The following is an 18,144-nucleotide window of genomic DNA, read 5'->3' as shown; positions in this document are numbered from 1 at the left end:
ATGATGGAAAATATAAAAATTAAACTAACAAGCAAAATTACTCAAGAAGATGAAAGTGCCACCTTTTCTCGCACTGGTTTTGGTACCATAGAGAAGATTGACACCGGCTTTAGGGTAAATTATCAAGAAGAAAATAAAAACGGCAATGTACCCGTTAAATTGCTGATTAAGCCAAAAGAATTGGTGATGCAGCGTGGAAAAATTGAAGACAACGATTATACGATGATGAAATTTGAACCAGGTGAAAAGAAGAATTGTCGTATTATTGCTCATTCTAAGATTATGGATTTAACTAGTGTCACCAATAAACTAGATTTTTCTGGAGAAATCGGAGAGAATATGCAACTAAATGTTGAATATGATCTCTTTTCTGGTCTATACTTAGTAGGTAACTATGCAATCAAGATTGATTTTTACCACCAAGCTTAGTAAAATGGTAAAGATTTAAAGTGAAAGGACGTGCCATTAGTGGGTTTAGATGATTTTAAGGGCCAAAATAAAGACGAATTGTCAATGATTGAAGTTGCTCGAGCAATTTTGCAAGATAGCGGCAAGAGAATGGCCTTTGCTGACATCGTGAACGCTGTTCAAAATTTCTTGGGCAAGAGTGATGAAGAGATCCGTGAACGTTTACCACAATTTTATACTGATTTAAACACTGACGGCGAATTTATTTCTATGGGTGACAACGTTTGGGCATTACGTTCATGGTTCCCATTTGAATCAGTGGATGAAGAAGTAAATCACCCTGAAGACGAAGAAGACGTTCCACGTAAAAAGCACCACAAGAAGGTTAATGCCTTTATTGGAGATGCTGATGACGACGACATTATCGATTACGATTCTGATGATCCAGAAGATGACGATTTGGATATTGATGATGAAGAAAATGATGATGAGTACTCTGATGACGACGATTTAGATGATGCTAACGATGATGATGATTTAGATGATGGTATCGAAGGTCAATTATCAGAACTTCATCAAGATGATTTAGATGACGATGATGATGAATAAAATACTTGACGAAGAGATAAATTCCCTTTAGTATTTTGTATGGGCACTCTATGTGCATTTAGCTCCCAAGTGGGAGCTTTTTTTGTTTTTATTGAAAGGGAAGGAAGCAGGCATGACCAAATATATTTTCGTAACTGGTGGGGTTGTATCATCTTTAGGTAAAGGAATTACCGCTTCAAGTTTAGGACGTTTATTAAAAAATCGTGGTTTAAAAGTTACCATGCAAAAATTCGATCCATACATCAACATTGATCCTGGTACAATGAATCCTTACCAACATGGTGAAGTTTATGTAACTGATGATGGTACAGAAGCTGATCTTGATTTAGGTCACTATGAAAGAATTGTGGATGTTAGAACAAGTAAGTATTCAAACGTTACTACCGGTAAAATTTATAAAGAAGTGCTTGAAAAAGAACGTCGCGGTGACTACCATGGCGCCACTGTTCAAGTAATTCCACATATTACTGATATGATTAAAAAGAAGATCATGCGTGCTGCACTTACTACTGATTCAGATGTCATTATTTCTGAAATTGGTGGTACTGTTGGTGATATTGAATCTACTCCATTCATGGAAGCAATCCGTCAAATGCGTCGTGAAGTGGGTGAGGAAAATGTAATGTACATTCACTGTACTTTGGTTCCTTATCTTCACGCAGCCCACGAAATGAAAACTAAGCCAACTCAACATTCAGTAGCAGAACTTCGCAGTATTGGTATTCAACCTAATATGCTTGTTTTACGTGCTGAAAAGCCAGTAGCTCAAGAATTAAAGAATAAGATTTCTACTTTTACTGACGTACCAGTTGAAAGAATCATTGAATCAATTGATGAACCTTCACTATTTGATGTTCCACTTTCTTTCCAAAAACAAGGGATGGATCAATTAGTATGTGATTTCTTGCATCTTGAAAGTCCACTTCCTAAAGCAGATATGGAAGCTTGGACTAAACTTGATGAAAGAGCAAAGAACTTAAAACATACTACTAAGATTACCTTGGTTGGTAAATATGTAGAATTAGAAGATGCATATATTTCGGTAACAGATGCCTTGCAACATGCTGGATATCTTTACAATACCAAGATTGAAGTCGATAAGGTTCAAGCTGAAGATATTACTGAAGATAATATCGCTGATATCATGAAAGATTCAGATGGTTTGATTGTTCCTGGTGGATTTGGTACTCGTGGTCTTGAAGGAATGGTTACTGCAATTAAGTATGCTCGTGAAAACGATGTTCCGTTCTTAGGAATTTGTCTAGGGATGCAAATGGCTAGCGTTGAATATGCTAGAAATGTTTTAGGATTAAAGGATGCAAATACTGCAGAAGCTGATCCTAAGACTCCGAATAATATTATTGATATTATGGCTGATAAACGTGACGTTGAAGATATCGGCGGTACTTTGCGTTTAGGACTTTATCCAGCTGCTTTAAAGCAAGGCACTAAGACTCGTAAAGCTTACGATGATCAAGATGTAATTCAAGAACGTCACCGTCATCGTTTCGAGTTTAACAATGATTATCGTGAAGCTTTTGAAAAAGCAGGGATGGTCTTTTCTGGAGTTTCACCAGATAATCGTTTAGTAGAAATTATTGAATTGCCAAAGAACAAATTCTTTATTGCAGCTCAATATCACCCAGAATTTTTGAGTCGTCCACAACGTCCTGAAGGATTGTTTAAAGCATTTATTGGAGCTGCAAGTAACTTGCCTGAATCAAAATTTGATTAATTACCAAAAAGCTTACACTCTGATAAAGAAGATTAAAATTTGATAACAAGCAGGGTTGGTATAGACTGATCCTCTTGTTTTTTTGTCAATTTTTCTATATTATATTTTGTGATACATTTTTGATATTACAAATAAGATGAAAAGGATTGTTTCCCCAATGAAACAAATGATTATTCATGGCGGAAAGCCCTTAAAGGGTGACGTATGGATAGGTGGAGCCAAGAACTCCACGGTTGCTTTGATTCCAGCGTCAATACTTTCTCGCACTCCCGTTACTTTAGAAGCAGTACCGAGAATTGCGGATGTTGATAACTTAATGGACCTGCTCACTGAAATGGATGTTAAGTGTAATTTCCATGAGACGACTTTAGAAATTAATCCTGATGAGATTAAGATGAGTCCTCTGCCAGCAGGAAAAATTAAGTCTCTTCGTGCATCTTATTATTTTATGGGAGCTTTACTTGGTCGCTTTGGAAAAGCTGTTGTTGGTTTTCCTGGAGGCGATGATATTGGCCCACGTCCGATTGATCAGCATATTAAAGGTTTTGAAGCACTTGGAGCAACAGTTACTAATGAAAATGATCAGATAATTATTACTGCTCCAGCAGATGGTCTTCATGGCGCAAAAATTCATTTGAAGATGCCTTCAGTTGGCGCAACGATGAACATTATTATGGCTAGTGTTACAGCTCAAGGCCAAACGATTATCGAAAATGCTGCCAAGGAACCCGAAATCATTGATTTAGCTACATTTTTAAACAATATGGGAGCTGTAATTCGTGGGGCAGGAACTGATTCAATTAGGATAGAGGGAGTAGAGCAACTTAAAGCTCAGATTCCGCATACAATTATTCCCGATCGTATTGAAGCAGGAACCTATGTATCTTTGGCAGCTTGTATAGGAGATGGGATTAGGATTCATAATATTATTGAAGAACACCTAGATTCATACTTAGCTAAAGTCGAAGAAATGGGCGTAGTCATTGATTCTGACGAAGATTCGCTATATGTATATCCAGCCGGCGACTTGAAGATGGTTCAAGTTAAGACTGACGTTTATCCTGGATTTGCTACGGATTTGCAGCAGCCAATTACACCGCTTTTATTAACTGCCAAGTCAGGAGAAGGCGTCGTAATTGATAATATTTATCCTAAACGTGTCGGACATATTCCAGAACTCCAAAAGATGGGTGCTGATATTAAAGTTGAAGATAATATTATTTTAGTTCATCCAACTTCTAAGCTTCATGGAGCACACGTGAGTGCTGGAGAGATTAGAGCTGGAGCATGCTTAATGCTCGCTGGTCTTATGGCAGATGGTGAAACGGTTATCTCCAATGCGGGTAATATTTTGCGTGGTTATGATCGCGTTCAAGAAAAAATTCGTCAATTAGGCGGCGACGTTACAGTCGTAGATAACTAAAATTCATACTTTATCAAAAAGGTCTGAAGCTGCAGCTTCAGACCTTTTTTGTTGTAATTAAAGTGACTAAATTATTGATTAAATTGATTAACTAGATGTACTGGAAGAATATAGATATCTTCAAGTGGATAAAGTGGGTGGAGCATTTTTTTAATAAGTAGATCGCTCATTAGCTGGGCTAATTCTTTGGTATGCTGACGAACGGTAATCAAGGAAGGAAAAAGCGTCTGAATTAAATTGGTGCCATCAAAACCTGTAATTAATGGATTTATCTTTAAAAGATCGCTAGATTGTTTAGCTAAAAGAGCAGTAATATCATCTGTACAGCAAATTGCATCGTATTCGTTCTTTTGCAAGAATTGTTGAATCATAATTTTCTTAGCAATAATCGATTCACTAGCATTTAATGATCTAAGCGTAATCTTCATATTGTTGTTATTAAAAACACGCATCATTCCCTTAATGCGATCATTAATTGGATAATAATCTTCTTTGGCGCCAGCAATAATTAAAATTTTTTGCTTGCCACGACTTAAAACTGCTTGCGCAATTTGTGTGCCAGCGTCTAGATTATTCGATTGAACAGTTGGTATTTTAGGACTGATCTTACGATCAAAACTAATGATCGGAAAATTTCGATTTAAATCCTTTTTTGAAATATTGAGTAGGGAACTAGTAATTAGACTAGAGATTTCATGCTTTTTAAACCGATCTAAATAATAATCGAAATCTTGAATTCGAAAATGATCTAGGTGCAAAATGCAGTCGTATCCCTTTTCTTTTAAGTAACTAGAAAGATATTCAAATAATTCAGCATAAAAAGGATTATCAATATTTGGAAAATTAACTTCGACAAGCTTTACTTGTGTAGATATAAAGCTTGTCGTTTTTTGCTTATAGCCGACATCTGCAATTGCTTGTTTGATTTTAAGAGCCGCTGTTGGACTTACATATCCGCTATGATTTAGATAACGAGAAACAGTTGCTATCGACACATTTGCTTTTTCAGCAACATTTTTAATAGTTACAGGCATGATTTCCACCTCCATATGTAAATTATCATATCACTAATAGCTAAAAATAAGGAAATATAAAAAATAAATGTGTAAATTTGTGAAAATCCATTGAAAATTATCTATAGTGAGGTATTATTAATTTGTTAATTGCAAACGCTTACTTAAGTTTAAGACTTTAAGTAGTAAATTTAAATTTGGAGGAGCGAAACTATATGAAAAAATGGGTCAAAAAACTAGCATTAGTTGGGCTAGCTGCATTCGGCCTGACTTTAACAGCTTGTGGCAATAAAGGCACTAGTCAAGAGAGTCAAAAAGATAAAAAAGTTACGATTGAGTTTTTCAATCAGAAAAAAGAAATGTCTGGTACTTTAAAAGAGATCATTAAGGACTTTGAAAAGAAGAATCCTAACATTCACGTTAAAGAATCAGATGTTCCTAATGCAGGAACTGTATTAAAAACAAGAATGCTTTCAGGTGATGTTCCTGATGTAATCAATATTTATCCACAAAACATTGATTATCGAGAATGGGCTAAAGCTGGTTACTTCGAAGATATGACCCATGCCCCATATATTAAAAATATCAAAAATCACTATGCTGATTCATTTAAGATAAACGGCAAAATTTATAATGCACCATTGAGTGCAAATGTTTATGGCTTTTTCTATAATGCAACCGAATTTGAAAAGCTAGGAATAAAACCACCAAAGACATGGGGCGAATTTGAAGCTCTTGTTAAGAAGATTAAAAGTAGTGGCAAGGCTCCATTTGCAGTGGCCGGAACTGAACCATGGACTTTAAATGGTTACCATCAATTATCATTAGCCACTGTTACTGGCGGAGCCAAACAAGCAAATGATTTATTGAGATTTTCTGCTCCAAACAGTATCAAAGTAAATAATCCTTATATTCAAAAGGATTTCAATCGTCTTAATTTGTTAAGATTTAATGCTCAAAAGAACTGGAGAGGTGCAAGTTATAACGATGCGGTTATTTCTTTTGCAAGTGGAAAGAGTTTGATCATGCCAAATGGTTCTTGGGCTTTACCAATGATTAATCAGCAAAAGCCTAAGTTTAAAGTAAGAACATTTGCTTTTCCTGCTGCTAAAGCAGGTCATGAAATGACAGTCGGATCTGGAGATTTAGCTTTATCAATTTCTGCTAAGTCTAAGCATAAAAAAGCTGCTGAAAAATTTGTTGCCTATATGACTACCCCAGCAGCAATGCAAAAATACTACGACGTTGATGGAAGTCCTGTTGCAGTTAAAGGGGTTAAACAAAAGGGTCCTAATTCACAACTAGGTGGTCTTTCACAATTAGCCTTTACTAAACATGATATGGTATGGCTTGCTCAAGATTGGACGAGTGAAAATGACTTCTTTAACTTAACGGCAAGTTACTTGATGACAGGTAATAAACAACAAATGGTTAATGATATGAATACTTTCTTTAACCCAATGAAAGCTTCTAACTAAGGAGAATCAAAAATGAAATCAAAGAGTTTTCTAGAAAAACATTGGGGCTGGCTATTTCTTATAGTCCCATTGATTTTACAAGCTGTATTTTTCTATTTTCCATTATTTCAAGGAGCATTTTACAGTTTTACTAATTGGACAGGATTGACTTATAACTACAAGTTTGTTGGTTTAAATAACTATAAGTTACTCTTCATGGATCAAAATTTTGCTAAGTCTATCGGCTTTACTGCGATTTTGACAATTTGTCTGATCGTTGGCGAAATTGTAATCGGAATTTTGGTAGCAAGAGCCTTAAATTCAAAGATTAAAGGTCAAACATTCTTTAGAGCTTGGTTTTTCTTCCCAGCAGTATTAGCTGGCTTAACAGTAGCCTTGATCTTTAAACAAATATTTAACTATGGTTTGCCTGCAATTGGGAACTTTTTACATATTAGTTGGCTTCAAACTAGTTTGTTAGGATCAAATGTTGGAGCAATTATTGCCACGATCTTTGTATTGTTATGGCAAGGTGTCGCAATGCCAATTATTATCTTTTTGGCAGGACTTCAAAGTATTCCTGATGAAATTAAAGAAGCCGCTTCAGTTGACGGAGCTAATAGTCGGCAAATCTTCTGGAAAATTGAATTGCCATATATGTTACCAAGCATTTCAATGGTCTTCATTTTAGCGTTGAAGTCAGGTTTGACAGCATTTGACCAAATCTTCGCAATGACTGCTGGTGGACCAAATAACTCAACTACATCACTGGGTTTGCTTGTTTATAATTATGCTTTTAACAATAATTCATTCGGTTATGCCAATGCGATTGCGATTGTCTTGTTCATTTTGATTGCAATTGTCTCATTTATTCAAATTAAATTGTCGAATAAGTATGGGGTTGATTAAGGAGGAACTTTAAGAATGGAAAAAGATAATAAAACCAAAAAATTTTGGGACTATGCACTCCTTGTAGTTGGAGGAATATTAATTCTTATCCCACTTCTATATACAATTCTTAGTTCATTCAAAGATACTAAGCAAATTATGGAACACTTCTTTGCTTGGCCGAATCCTTGGACAATTGCCAACTACCAAAGATTGTTTGCAGATGGTGTTCTTAACTATTTCTGGAATTCAATTGTTATTACTGTGGGATCAATTATCTTAGTAATGATTTTCGTTCCAATGGCAGCTTATTCGATTGCAAGAAACATGTCTAAAAAGACGGCCTTCAATTGGATGTACATCTTACTGATTATTGGTATCTTTGTTCCTTTCCAAGTAATTATGATTCCTATTACAGTTATGATGAGTAAACTTGGATTAGCTAATATGTGGGGATTGATTATTTTGTATCTGACTTACGCTGTTCCACAGACACTTTTTCTTTATGTTAGCTATATTAAACAAAGCGTACCAGAAAGTTTAGATGAAGCAGCTGAAATTGATGGTGCTAATAAATTTACTGCTTACTTTAAGATCATTTTCCCATTGTTAAAGCCAATGCATGCTACAACTTTGATTATCAATGCAATGTGGTTCTGGAATGACTTTATGCTTCCATTGTTAATTTTGAACAGAGATTCAAAAATGTGGACACTTCCTTTGTTCCAATACAACTATACAGGTCAATACTTCAACGACTATGGTCCAAGTTTTGCTTCTTATGTTGTAGGTATTATCACCATTACTATTGTTTACTTAATTTTCCAAAAGAATATTATTGCTGGTATGAGCAATGGTGCGGTTAAATAATTAGGACATTTTGAAAAAAATCAAAAGCTAGAACTGCAGTAAGGTTCTAGCTTTTTGACTAAAGGAAAGAATTAATTTAGGAGAAAAATATGCAGATGATATCTTTTAATAAAGACGAGCAGGTATTCCATTTACATAATGATCAAATTTCATATTTACTATCTGTTGAAGATGGGAAAACTTTGGCTCATTTATATTTTGGTAAAGCGATTAAAAATTATCATGGTCAATTACGCTATCCTCGGGTAGATCGTGGCTTTTCTGGTAACTTGCCAGGCTCACTTGATAGAACATTCTCTCGTGACTCTTTGCCTAAAGAATATAGCAGCGCTGGCGAAATGGACTATCATACTCCAGCTGCTGTTGTTCGTCAAAAAGATGGTTCTAATGCGCTCTTTTTGACCTACCAAGGCTATAAGATTGTTGCAGGTAAGCCAGATTTAGTAGGATTGCCACATTCATTTGTAGAAAACGATGATGAAGCTGAAACTTTAATTGTTAACTTACTTGACGAAAAAAGCCAAGTTGAATTCGAATTGGCATATACGATTTACCGCGATCGTCCAGTAATTACCCGTTCAGTCAAAGTTGTTAATAATGGCAATGATCCAGTTAATATTGAAAAGGTTGCTTCAATGCAGATTGATTTTGTTGATCGTGACTTTGAATCAATTACTTTACCTGGAGCACACGCTCATGAAAGACGGGTTGACCGCAGTAAAATCAATCAAGGTATTCATGTTTATGCTAGTCACCGTGGTACTTCTAGTCACCAAATGAATCCATTTATGGCTTTGGTTGATCCTGATACAACTGAATTTGCCGGGGATGCTTATGGTTTTGCATTTGTTTACTCTGGTAATCACAAGTTTGAAGTAGAAAAAGATCAATTCGCTCAAACTCATGTCAATATTGGAATTGATGATTTCAACTTTAACTGGGAGCTTGATCCTAAGGATAGTTTTCAAACGCCAGAAGTTTTGATGGTTTATTCGGCTCAAGGCTTAAATAAAATGAGTCAAGCCTTCCACAGTTTGATTCATGATCGTGTTATTAGAAGTAAGTATAAAGATCAAGTTCGTCCAATCTTAGTCAACAATTGGGAAGCAACCTACTTTGACTTTACTGAAGAAAAGTTAAAGCCAATCGTTGATGATGCCAAAAAGATGGACATTGAAATGTTTGTCTTAGACGATGGCTGGTTTGGTCATCGTGATGATGATAATTCTTCTTTGGGTGATTGGACCGTCTTTAAGAAAAAGTTCCCTAATGGCTTAGATCACTTTGCTGATTATGTGCACAAACAAGGCTTGAAATTTGGTCTTTGGTTTGAACCGGAAATGATTTCCATGGATTCAAACTTATACAAAGAACATCCTGACTACTTAATGCACGTACCTGGTAGAACTCCAAGTCCATCTCGTAATCAATATGTTTTGGATTTAGGCAGAAAAGAAGTCCGTGACAACATTTTTGAACAGATGAATAAGATTCTTGCTTCAGGGAAAATTGATTATATTAAATGGGACATGAACCGTCACTTGTCAGATATTTATGAGGCAGATTTACCAAGTTCAAGACAAGGTGAAGTTTACCACCGTTATGTTTTAGGGCTTTATGACTTATTAGAAAGATTAGTTGACGTTTATCCAGATCTTTTAATTGAAGGCTGTTCTGGTGGTGGTGGTCGCTTTGATGCTGGTATGGCATATTACAATCCACAAATTTGGGCTAGTGATGACAGTGATGCAATTGATAGATTGAGTATTCAATATGGTACTAGTTTAGCTTATCCACAATCAATGATGACTTCTCATGTTTCAGTTAGTCCAAATGAACAAAATGGTCGAATTACACCATTTAATACGCGTGGAATTGTTGCTATGTGGGGTGACTTAGGTTACGAACTTGATCTAACTAAGATGAGCTCAGAAGATCGTCAAGCAGTTAAGGATCAGGTTGCAGAATATAAGAAAATTAGACAAGTTACCCAATATGGAACTTTTTATCGTTTAAAGAGTGCTCAAACTAGCAATCAATGTGCCTGGGAAACTGTTTCAAAAGATAAAACTGAAGCAGTTTTATCAGTGGTTAAAGTAATGGCAAGTGCGCAACCATATTTGACTAAGACAAAGCTAGTTGGTCTTGATCCAGAAAAGCATTATGAAGATCAAAACACTCACAAGGTTTACGGCGGAGATGAATTGATGAATTTAGGTCTTTATGATCCAGTTGAACATGGAGACTTTAAAGCATATTTGTATCATTTTAAGGCAATCGATTAGGGAGAAAAAATAATGACAATTTCTAACAAAGTAATGCTGATTACTTATCCTGACAGCTTAGGTAAGAATATTAAAGATCTAGATGATGTTTTACATACAGATTTAAAAGGAGCAGTTGGTGGTGTGCATTTACTGCCATTTTTCCCATCAACTGGTGATCGCGGCTTTGCGCCAACGGATTATACGAAGGTAGATCCTAAATTTGGTGATTGGTCTGATATTGAAAAATTAGGTGAAGATTATTATTTGATGTTTGACTTTATGATTAACCATATTTCGCGTCAGTCTAAGTATTATAAGGATTTTCAAGAAAAAAAGGATCAAAGCCACTATGCTGATTTATTCTTGAGTTGGGACAAATTTTGGCCAAAAGATCGACCAACTAAGGCCGATGTTGATTTGATCTATAAGAGAAAAGATCGCGCTCCATATCAAGAAATCACATTTACTGATGGCACTAGCGAAAAATTGTGGAATACTTTTGGGCCTGAACAAATTGATTTAGATGTACGTAAAAAGGTCACAAAAGAATTTATCAAAGAAACTTTAAATCAGTTAATTGATCACGGGGCTGATATTATTAGACTTGATGCATTTGCTTATGCAGTCAAAAAACTTGATAGTAATGACTTCTTCGTAGAACCAGAAATTTGGGATTTATTAGCTGAGGTGCGTGATGATATCGCTGCTAAGGGAGCGATGATCTTACCTGAAATTCATGAACATTATTCAATGCCATTTAAGATTTCAAAGCATGGCTACTTTATTTATGACTTTGCTTTGCCAATGGTGACATTATATTCATTATATAGTGGCAAAAGTAAACGCTTGGCCGATTGGCTAAATAAGTGTCCGATGAAGCAGTTTACTACTTTAGATACTCACGACGGGATTGGAGTAGTTGATGCTCGTGATATTTTAAGTCCTGATGAAGTTGACTATACTAGCCAAGAACTATATAAAGTTGGTGCAAACGTCAAAAAAAAGTACTCAAGTGCTGAGTACCATAATTTAGATATTTATCAAATTAATACAACTTTTTATTCTGCCTTGGGTGATAATGATAAAAAATACTTTATTGCCCGTTTGTTACAAGTTTTTGCTCCAGGAATTCCTCAAGTATACTATGTAGGGATGCTTGCTGGCAAAAACGATATTAAGCTCTTAGAAGAAACTAAAGAAGGACGCAATATTAATCGTCACTATTATAGTCGTCAGGAAGTTTCTGATGAAGTTAAGCGTCCAGTTGTCGCAAAACTCTTAAACTTATTTAGATTTAGAAATACAGAAACGGCTTTTGATCTTGATGGCAAAATTAAAGTTACAACTCCTAGCGACCATGAGATTAGAATTATTCGCATGAATCATGATAAAAGTCGAAAAGCAGAATTACATGTCGATTTGCAAAGCTTAGAATATGAAGTGAGTGTCAACGGAAAGCAGATTGATTTTTAATATTTTGAAAATTAAAGTGGATTGTCAAATACTTGACTGTCCGCTTTTTCTTCGCGCTTAATAATTTTGTCATTGTGCAAACCTTCTTTGCCCTTAAAGAGAATGTTGAGTAAAGTTGCACTTAAACTAGCAACAACGATTCCATTGCCTAAGAATAATTGAACAGTTTCAGGTAGGTTTTGGAAAAGCTGTGGATAAACTGTAACTCCTAATCCTAGGCCGATCGATATTGCTACAATTAAAATGTTTCGAGAGTCTTCAAAATCAACATTTTTGAGCATTCGCATTCCTTGAACCGCGATCATAGTGAACATGACAAGCATTGCCCCACCTAATACAGAAGTAGGAATAATAGTAACTAAAGCACCAAATTTTGGAAGTAATCCCATTAACATTAAAAATCCAGCAGCCCAGTAGATTGGTTTTTTGGTGGTGATTCCAGATAGTTCGAGCAGGCCCACATTTTGAGAAAAAGTAGTATAAGGGAAGGTGTTGAATACTCCACCTAAGATTTGAGCTAAACCTTCGGCGCGATAACCTTTTTTAAGATCGCTCGCTGTGATGTCCTTTTTTAATAGGTCACCTATTGCAAAGAAAACTCCAGTTGATTCAACCATAGAAACAAGGGCAATGATAATCATAGTTAGACTTGATGACCATTCAAATTGTGGCATTCCAAAGTAAAACGGTTGTGGTAAGTGAAACCATGAAGCTTGGCTCACAGGTGTTAAAGTAACCATCCCTAAAGCTGCAGCAATTAAAGTCCCGATGATTAAACCAATCAATACGGCAATCGATTTAATAAAACCTTTCCCCCATACTTGGAGAGCTAAGATAATTGCAACCGTGATAAAACCAGTAATTAAATTTTTAGGATCGCCAAAGTTTTTAGCAGCGGCACTGCCACCACCGATATTTTGAATAGAGACTGGAATTAGCGATAAACCAATAACCGTAATCAAGGAGCCAGTTACAACTGGTGGAAAAAGCTTTTTGATCTTAGAAAAGTATCCCGCAATACAAAATACAAAAATACCAGCAACGATAATTGCACCATACATTGTTCCGATAGAAAATTTCTTTCCAATCATCTGTAAAGGAGCAACAGCTTGGATGGCGCATCCTAAAACAACCGGTAAACCAATTCCAAAGTACTTATTTCTTAATAGCTGCAATGCAGTTGCCAGACCACACATGAAGATATCAATTGAAACTAGATAGGTCATCTGTGTTGAGTTAAATTTCAACGCGGTACCAATTAAAAGTGGAACAGCAATGGCTCCTGAATACATGGCTAAGAGGTGTTGCAGACCTAAGAGAGCTGCTTTTTTGTGGTTAACTTGGGTATTTTTGTTTTGCATTATTATTCTCCTACAAAGTGAACCTGACCATTTTCAAAACTTGAAATATTTGCAAGAGGCTCTAAACGTAAGCCTTGCTCTCTAATCCATTCGTTTCCGCCTTGGAATTCTTTGGCTACGACTGCACCGACTCCAGCAATTTTACAACCAGCTTGTTTTGCAATATTAACCATTCCTTTGACAGCTTCGCCATGAGCAATAAAGTCGTCGATGATCAATAATGTGTCATCTTTACTTAAGAATTTTTCTTCAACACAAATCTTATTAGTAACTTTTTTAGTATAAGAAAATACGTCTGCCCAATATACTGCATCGTTAAGTGTTGATGGCTTTTTCTTTCTTGCAAAAACCATTGGCACCTTTAAACAATATGCAGTCATTACACCAGGTGCGATTCCAGATGCTTCACATGTTAAAACCTTAGTTACGCCGCTTTCTTTAAAAAGACGTTCAAACTCTTGACCTATTTGCATCATTAGTTCTGGATCAACTTGGTGATTCAAAAATGAATTTATCTTTAAGACATCACCAGGTAAAACGGCACCATCTCTACGAATTCTTTCTTCTAGTAACTTCAAAATTTCCTCCAAAAAGCAAACAAATAAGGACCTACTCATACCCGACTAAAGGGTAAAAGAGGTCCTTAATTAAATTGCTCAATTATCTGACGTTTTACCTATAGTCCAGAATTTATGGTTCCGGGTAGAGACTGTCGACCTTATTTCGACGATATATAAGTATTATTAAGTTGCCTTTTATGTTAGCAAAATCGTCTTTAGAAAACAAGCAAATTTACAGAAAAAGGCGAATTAAGTTTGCGAAAAGGATTTTATTATTCAGCTTTTTACTTGTATTTTAAGTGATGCAGTCTTGTAAAACCGAACAATTTTACTGATTTTAATATTTTTGATTGACCTTTTATTTTTTTCCTAGTAAAGTTAATTAAAAATGTAGATGAACAAAAGGAGCAAAAACGTGGCAACAAAAAATCTTAGCGACTTTGATAAAATTATTGTCTTAGATTTTGGTAGTCAATACAATCAATTGATTACTCGTCGAATTCGTGATTTCGGTATTTATTCAGAACTTTTACCACATGACTTGAGCATTGAAAAGATCAAAGAAATGAATCCTAAGGGAATTATTTTTTCTGGTGGCCCAAATAGTGTTTATGATGAGGGTGCTTTGAAAGTTGATCCTGAAATCTTCAAGTTAGGCATTCCAATTTTGGGAATTTGTTACGGGATGCAACTTATGAGTTACGACTTAGGCGGTAGCGTTGAAAAAGCTGATAACTCAGAATATGGGCGTGCTGATATCGAAGTAACGGATCCTAATGCAGTCTTATTTGAGGACTTACCAAGAGAGCAATACGTTTGGATGAGTCACGGGGATTTGGTAACTAAGGCTCCAGCCGGATTTAAGGTAACTGCCAAGAGCAAGAATTGTCCAATTTCTGCAATTGCTAACGATGAAAAGAAATTTTACGGCATTCAATTTCACGCTGAAGTTCGTAATTCAGAATACGGGTTAGATGTTTTGAAGAACTTTGCTTTTAAAGTTTGCAATGCTAAAGCTAACTGGACTATGGATGACTTCATCGATATGCAAGTTGAAGAAATCCGCAATAAAGTTGGCGATAAGAAAGTTATCTTGGGCCTTTCTGGTGGTGTGGATTCAAGCGTTACTGCAACTTTGCTTCACAAGGCAATTGGCGATCAATTAACTGCAATTTTTGTTGATCACGGGATGCTTCGTAAAGACGAAGGCGACCAAGTAATGAAGGCCTTAAACAAGGATCTTGGTGTTAACATTATTCGCGTTAATGCTCAAGAAAGATTTTTAAATAAGCTCAAGGGCGTAACTGACCCTGAACAAAAACGTAAGATCATCGGTAAAGAATTTATCGAAGTCTTTAACGAAGAGGCTAAGAAGTTAAAAGATGCTGACTTCTTAGCACAAGGTACTTTATATACAGATGTTATTGAGTCAGGAACTAACACTGCTCAAACTATCAAGTCTCACCATAATGTTGGTGGTCTTCCTGAAGACATGCACTTTGAATTAATTGAACCACTTCGTAAGTTGTTCAAAGATGAAGTTCGTGAACTGGGTGAAAAGTTAGGTATTCCACATGACTTAGTATGGCGTCAGCCTTTCCCAGGCCCAGGTCTTGGTATTCGCGTTCTTGGCGAAGTTACTGAAGATAAGCTCAAGATTGTGCGTGATTCTGATGCAATTTTACGTGAAGAAATTAAGAATGCTGGCCTTCAAGAAGATGTTTGGCAATACTTCACAGTGCTGCCAGGTATTCGTTCAGTCGGTGTCATGGGCGATGGCAGAACTTACGACTATACTATCGGTATTCGCGCCGTAACTTCAATTGACGGTATGACTGCAGACTTTGCAAGATTGCCATGGGATGTTTTGAGCAAGATTTCTACTAGAATTGTAGATGAATGTGACCACATTAACCGTGTAGTTTATGATATCACCAGTAAGCCACCTTCCACTATTGAATGGGAATAAAACTATTATGTTAGTTAGAGTTGGAATGCCGATATATCAGCATTTAACAGGAACAAAAACTACTTAAAAAGGTATTAATTGACATAGAAGTATGCCAAAAAGAAGAAGCTCTTAGTGTGATAACTAAGGGCTTTTGTTATGTTTGAAGTATTGAGTTAGATGTTAGATTCAACGATAATAGTATTAATGAATATTATTTATGCGAGGAACATAATATGGCAATAACTGAAATAGAAGATCAAATATCCAATATTATTGAGAAAGATGATAAGAGTAGCTTTATTTATGACTTTTTGGGAGTATATAACATCCCTAAAGCAACGATTACTAAATTAAGAAAGGGAATAAATAATCTTTCTGATGTTCCTGGTGAGGTTTACTTAAAGAATAAGTTATATTACAAGCAAACTAATGGTGAACTAATGCAGGCTTTTACTGATGTTAAAGAAAAGATTGATGAGTTGGGCTCAAAGCCAAGATATATCTTAGTAACTGATTTTAAAGAAGTTCTGGCATATGATACTAAGACCGAAGATACTTTGACTGCTCCTTTTGAAAGATTACCTCAAAAGTTTGAGTTCTTTTTGGCTTGGAATGGTATTGAAAAGGCAGATTTTGATAAAGAGAATCCAGCTGATATTAGAGCGGCAGAAAGATTTGCTAAGCTTTATGATGTTATTGTTAAAGATAATCCCGATGTAAGTAGACATGGATTAAACCTTTTTTTGATAAGAATTTTATTTTGCTTATTTGCTGAAGATACAGATATATTTTCGAAGAACTTGTTTACTAATAAGATTAAACAACTAACCAACTTAGATGGTAGTGATTTAGATGATTTCATTAGTAAGTTATTTGGTGTACTTGATGTAGAGAAAAAGAATCGTTCCGAAAATACACCAAGTTGGTTAATGGAGTTTCCATATGTTGATGGGGATTTATTTAAAGATCCACATGAATCTTTAAAGTTTACTGCTAAATCAAGAAAGTTAATTATTGATGCTGGTGAAAAACTGGAATGGGATCAAATTAATCCTGATATTTTAGGTTCAATGATGCAAGCTGTTGCTAGTGAAGATAGTCGTTCTCATTTAGGTATGCACTACACATCTGTACCTAATATTATGAAAGTTATTAAGCCACTATTTCTTGATGATTTAAAAGAGAAATTTGAAAAAGCAAAGGGGAATAATAAAAAATTAAATGCCCTTTATGAACGAATCGGTAAGATCAAGTTTATGGATCCTGCTTGTGGTTCAGGAAATTTCTTAATTGTTACTTATAAGCAACTACGCCAACTTGAAATTGATATTTTGAAAGAACAAAATAATTTGGGATATCAAACAATGTATATTCCATCAGTCACTTTAGATCAATTTTATGGAATCGAAATTGATGATTTTGCTTGTGATACTACACGTCTTTCATTATGGATTGCTGAACACCAAATGAATGTTAAGTTACATGAAGAAATTCAAGATGCTGTTAGACCTACACTACCTTTACAACATGCTGGAGCTATTATTTGTGGCAATGCTTTGAGACTTGATTGGGAAGAAGTAATGCCACATGATAAAGCTGATGAGGTTTACTTGTTTGGTAATCCACCATATCTTGGAGCAAGAAAGATGAATAGTATTCAAAAAAGTGATCTGCACTGTGTTATGCCCTTTATAAAAGGGGCTAATTCTTTAGACTATATTACTGGTTGGTTTATACAGGGAGCTAAGTATCTTCAAAATAGTTTTGCAAAGTTAGGCTTTGTTACTACGAATTCTATTATTCAAGGACAACAAGTCCCTATTTTATGGCCTCAAATCTTTAAAATGTCAATAGAAATTTCTTTTGGGTATCGATCTTTTAAGTGGGCTAACAATGCTAAACAAAATGCTGGAGTAACAGTTTCAATAATTGGCTTAGCATGTAATAAATATTTAACTAATAGTAAGTATCTTTATGGGAGTAATTTTAAAAAAGAAGTTAATAATATCTGTCTCTTATACACATCTGACGCTGCCGACGAAGGCGTAGGTGGAGTTGTCGGGGGGGGCGGGGGCAGTTAGGGGGGGGGGGGGGGGGGGGGGGGGGGGGGGGGGGGGGGGGGGGGGGGG

General features: G+C 35.7%; 13 protein-coding genes, 1 pseudogene and 1 riboswitch. Of the genes and pseudogenes, 11 read left to right on the top strand and 3 right to left on the bottom strand.

Annotation, left to right across the window (positions count from 1 at the left end; translation table 11 throughout):
- Positions 1–3 precede the first annotated feature (3 nt).
- The 4 genes from Q0Y70_RS00495 (at position 4) to Q0Y70_RS00480 (ending at position 4,175) form a co-directional block, all read left to right on the top strand.
- The gene (locus Q0Y70_RS00495; protein WP_297815364.1) at positions 4–429 is read left to right on the top strand and encodes a DUF1934 domain-containing protein; all 426 of its coding nucleotides are present in this window, start codon (positions 4–6) and stop codon (positions 427–429) included.
- Between the two features lie 39 nt (positions 430–468).
- Complete coding sequence (gene rpoE / locus Q0Y70_RS00490) at positions 469–1,017, top strand: DNA-directed RNA polymerase subunit delta (RefSeq protein WP_297815202.1); 549 nt, start codon at positions 469–471, stop codon at positions 1,015–1,017.
- A gap of 112 nt (positions 1,018–1,129) precedes the next feature.
- Positions 1,130–2,752: a CTP synthase gene (locus Q0Y70_RS00485; RefSeq protein WP_297815199.1), complete on the top strand. Its 1,623-nt coding sequence runs from the start codon at positions 1,130–1,132 to the stop codon at positions 2,750–2,752.
- Between the two features lie 157 nt (positions 2,753–2,909).
- Positions 2,910–4,175, top strand: coding sequence for a UDP-N-acetylglucosamine 1-carboxyvinyltransferase (locus tag Q0Y70_RS00480; protein WP_297815197.1), 1,266 nt, complete (start codon positions 2,910–2,912; stop codon positions 4,173–4,175).
- A 71-nt stretch (positions 4,176–4,246) separates the two neighbouring features.
- Here the strand turns inward: Q0Y70_RS00480 and Q0Y70_RS00475 are convergent, their stop codons facing one another.
- Positions 4,247–5,209, bottom strand: a complete 963-nt coding sequence (locus tag Q0Y70_RS00475; RefSeq protein ID WP_297815194.1) for a LacI family DNA-binding transcriptional regulator — start codon at positions 5,207–5,209, stop codon at positions 4,247–4,249.
- A 194-nt stretch (positions 5,210–5,403) separates the two neighbouring features.
- Between Q0Y70_RS00475 and Q0Y70_RS00470 the strand changes: the two genes are divergently transcribed.
- From Q0Y70_RS00470 to gtfA, 5 genes are all read left to right on the top strand, one after another.
- A complete protein-coding gene (locus Q0Y70_RS00470) occupies positions 5,404–6,666 on the top strand; it encodes an extracellular solute-binding protein (RefSeq protein WP_297815191.1) in 1,263 nt (420 codons plus the stop codon).
- A gap of 12 nt (positions 6,667–6,678) precedes the next feature.
- Complete coding sequence (locus Q0Y70_RS00465; protein WP_297815188.1) at positions 6,679–7,554, top strand: carbohydrate ABC transporter permease; 876 nt, start codon at positions 6,679–6,681, stop codon at positions 7,552–7,554.
- Positions 7,555–7,569: 15 nt separating this feature from the next.
- Positions 7,570–8,403: a carbohydrate ABC transporter permease gene (locus tag Q0Y70_RS00460; protein ID WP_297815185.1), complete on the top strand. Its 834-nt coding sequence runs from the start codon at positions 7,570–7,572 to the stop codon at positions 8,401–8,403.
- Between the two features lie 89 nt (positions 8,404–8,492).
- Positions 8,493–10,688, top strand: a complete 2,196-nt coding sequence (locus Q0Y70_RS00455) for an alpha-galactosidase (RefSeq protein ID WP_297815182.1) — start codon at positions 8,493–8,495, stop codon at positions 10,686–10,688.
- A 12-nt stretch (positions 10,689–10,700) separates the two neighbouring features.
- Positions 10,701–12,143 (top strand): sucrose phosphorylase, encoded by a 1,443-nt coding sequence (gtfA, locus tag Q0Y70_RS00450; RefSeq protein WP_297815178.1) that lies wholly within the window; start codon positions 10,701–10,703, stop codon positions 12,141–12,143.
- Between the two features lie 11 nt (positions 12,144–12,154).
- Here the strand turns inward: gtfA and Q0Y70_RS00445 are convergent, their stop codons facing one another.
- Both Q0Y70_RS00445 and Q0Y70_RS00440 read right to left on the bottom strand, forming a co-directional pair.
- Positions 12,155–13,504, bottom strand: coding sequence for a nucleobase:cation symporter-2 family protein (locus Q0Y70_RS00445; protein WP_297815175.1), 1,350 nt, complete (start codon positions 13,502–13,504; stop codon positions 12,155–12,157).
- Between the two features lie 2 nt (positions 13,505–13,506).
- Entirely contained in the window at positions 13,507–14,082 is a 576-nt protein-coding gene (locus Q0Y70_RS00440) for a xanthine phosphoribosyltransferase (protein WP_297815172.1), read from the bottom strand.
- An 81-nt stretch (positions 14,083–14,163) separates the two neighbouring features.
- Positions 14,164–14,261, bottom strand: a riboswitch (purine riboswitch).
- A 218-nt stretch (positions 14,262–14,479) separates the two neighbouring features.
- On the opposite strand from Q0Y70_RS00440, the gene guaA reads away from it, so the two are divergent.
- Both guaA and Q0Y70_RS00430 read left to right on the top strand, forming a co-directional pair.
- Complete coding sequence (gene guaA / locus Q0Y70_RS00435) at positions 14,480–16,033, top strand: glutamine-hydrolyzing GMP synthase (protein WP_297815169.1); 1,554 nt, start codon at positions 14,480–14,482, stop codon at positions 16,031–16,033.
- Positions 16,034–16,248: 215 nt separating this feature from the next.
- Positions 16,249–17,991: pseudogene (locus tag Q0Y70_RS00430) on the top strand (DNA methyltransferase); the annotation flags it as partial.
- Positions 17,992–18,144: the final 153 nt, after the last annotated feature.

Origin of the sequence: uncultured Lactobacillus sp. (assembly GCF_947367085.1) — a bacterium.
Classification (GTDB): Bacteria; Bacillota; Bacilli; order Lactobacillales; family Lactobacillaceae; genus Lactobacillus.
The sequence above is the reverse complement of the archived record's forward strand: the minus strand, read 5'-3'. Positions and strand labels throughout refer to the sequence as shown.

Coding starts and splice junctions, on each gene's coding strand:
- Q0Y70_RS00495 (WP_297815364.1), top strand. CDS start 4: ATGGAAAATATAAAAATTAAACTAACAAGCAAAATTACTCAAGAAGAT.
- Q0Y70_RS00485 (WP_297815199.1), top strand. CDS start 1,130: ATGACCAAATATATTTTCGTAACTGGTGGGGTTGTATCATCTTTAGGT.
- Q0Y70_RS00480 (WP_297815197.1), top strand. CDS start 2,910: ATGAAACAAATGATTATTCATGGCGGAAAGCCCTTAAAGGGTGACGTA.
- Q0Y70_RS00475 (WP_297815194.1), bottom strand. CDS start 5,209: ATGCCTGTAACTATTAAAAATGTTGCTGAAAAAGCAAATGTGTCGATA.
- Q0Y70_RS00470 (WP_297815191.1), top strand. CDS start 5,404: ATGAAAAAATGGGTCAAAAAACTAGCATTAGTTGGGCTAGCTGCATTC.
- Q0Y70_RS00465 (WP_297815188.1), top strand. CDS start 6,679: ATGAAATCAAAGAGTTTTCTAGAAAAACATTGGGGCTGGCTATTTCTT.
- Q0Y70_RS00460 (WP_297815185.1), top strand. CDS start 7,570: ATGGAAAAAGATAATAAAACCAAAAAATTTTGGGACTATGCACTCCTT.
- Q0Y70_RS00455 (WP_297815182.1), top strand. CDS start 8,493: ATGCAGATGATATCTTTTAATAAAGACGAGCAGGTATTCCATTTACAT.
- gtfA (WP_297815178.1), top strand. CDS start 10,701: ATGACAATTTCTAACAAAGTAATGCTGATTACTTATCCTGACAGCTTA.
- Q0Y70_RS00445 (WP_297815175.1), bottom strand. CDS start 13,504: ATGCAAAACAAAAATACCCAAGTTAACCACAAAAAAGCAGCTCTCTTA.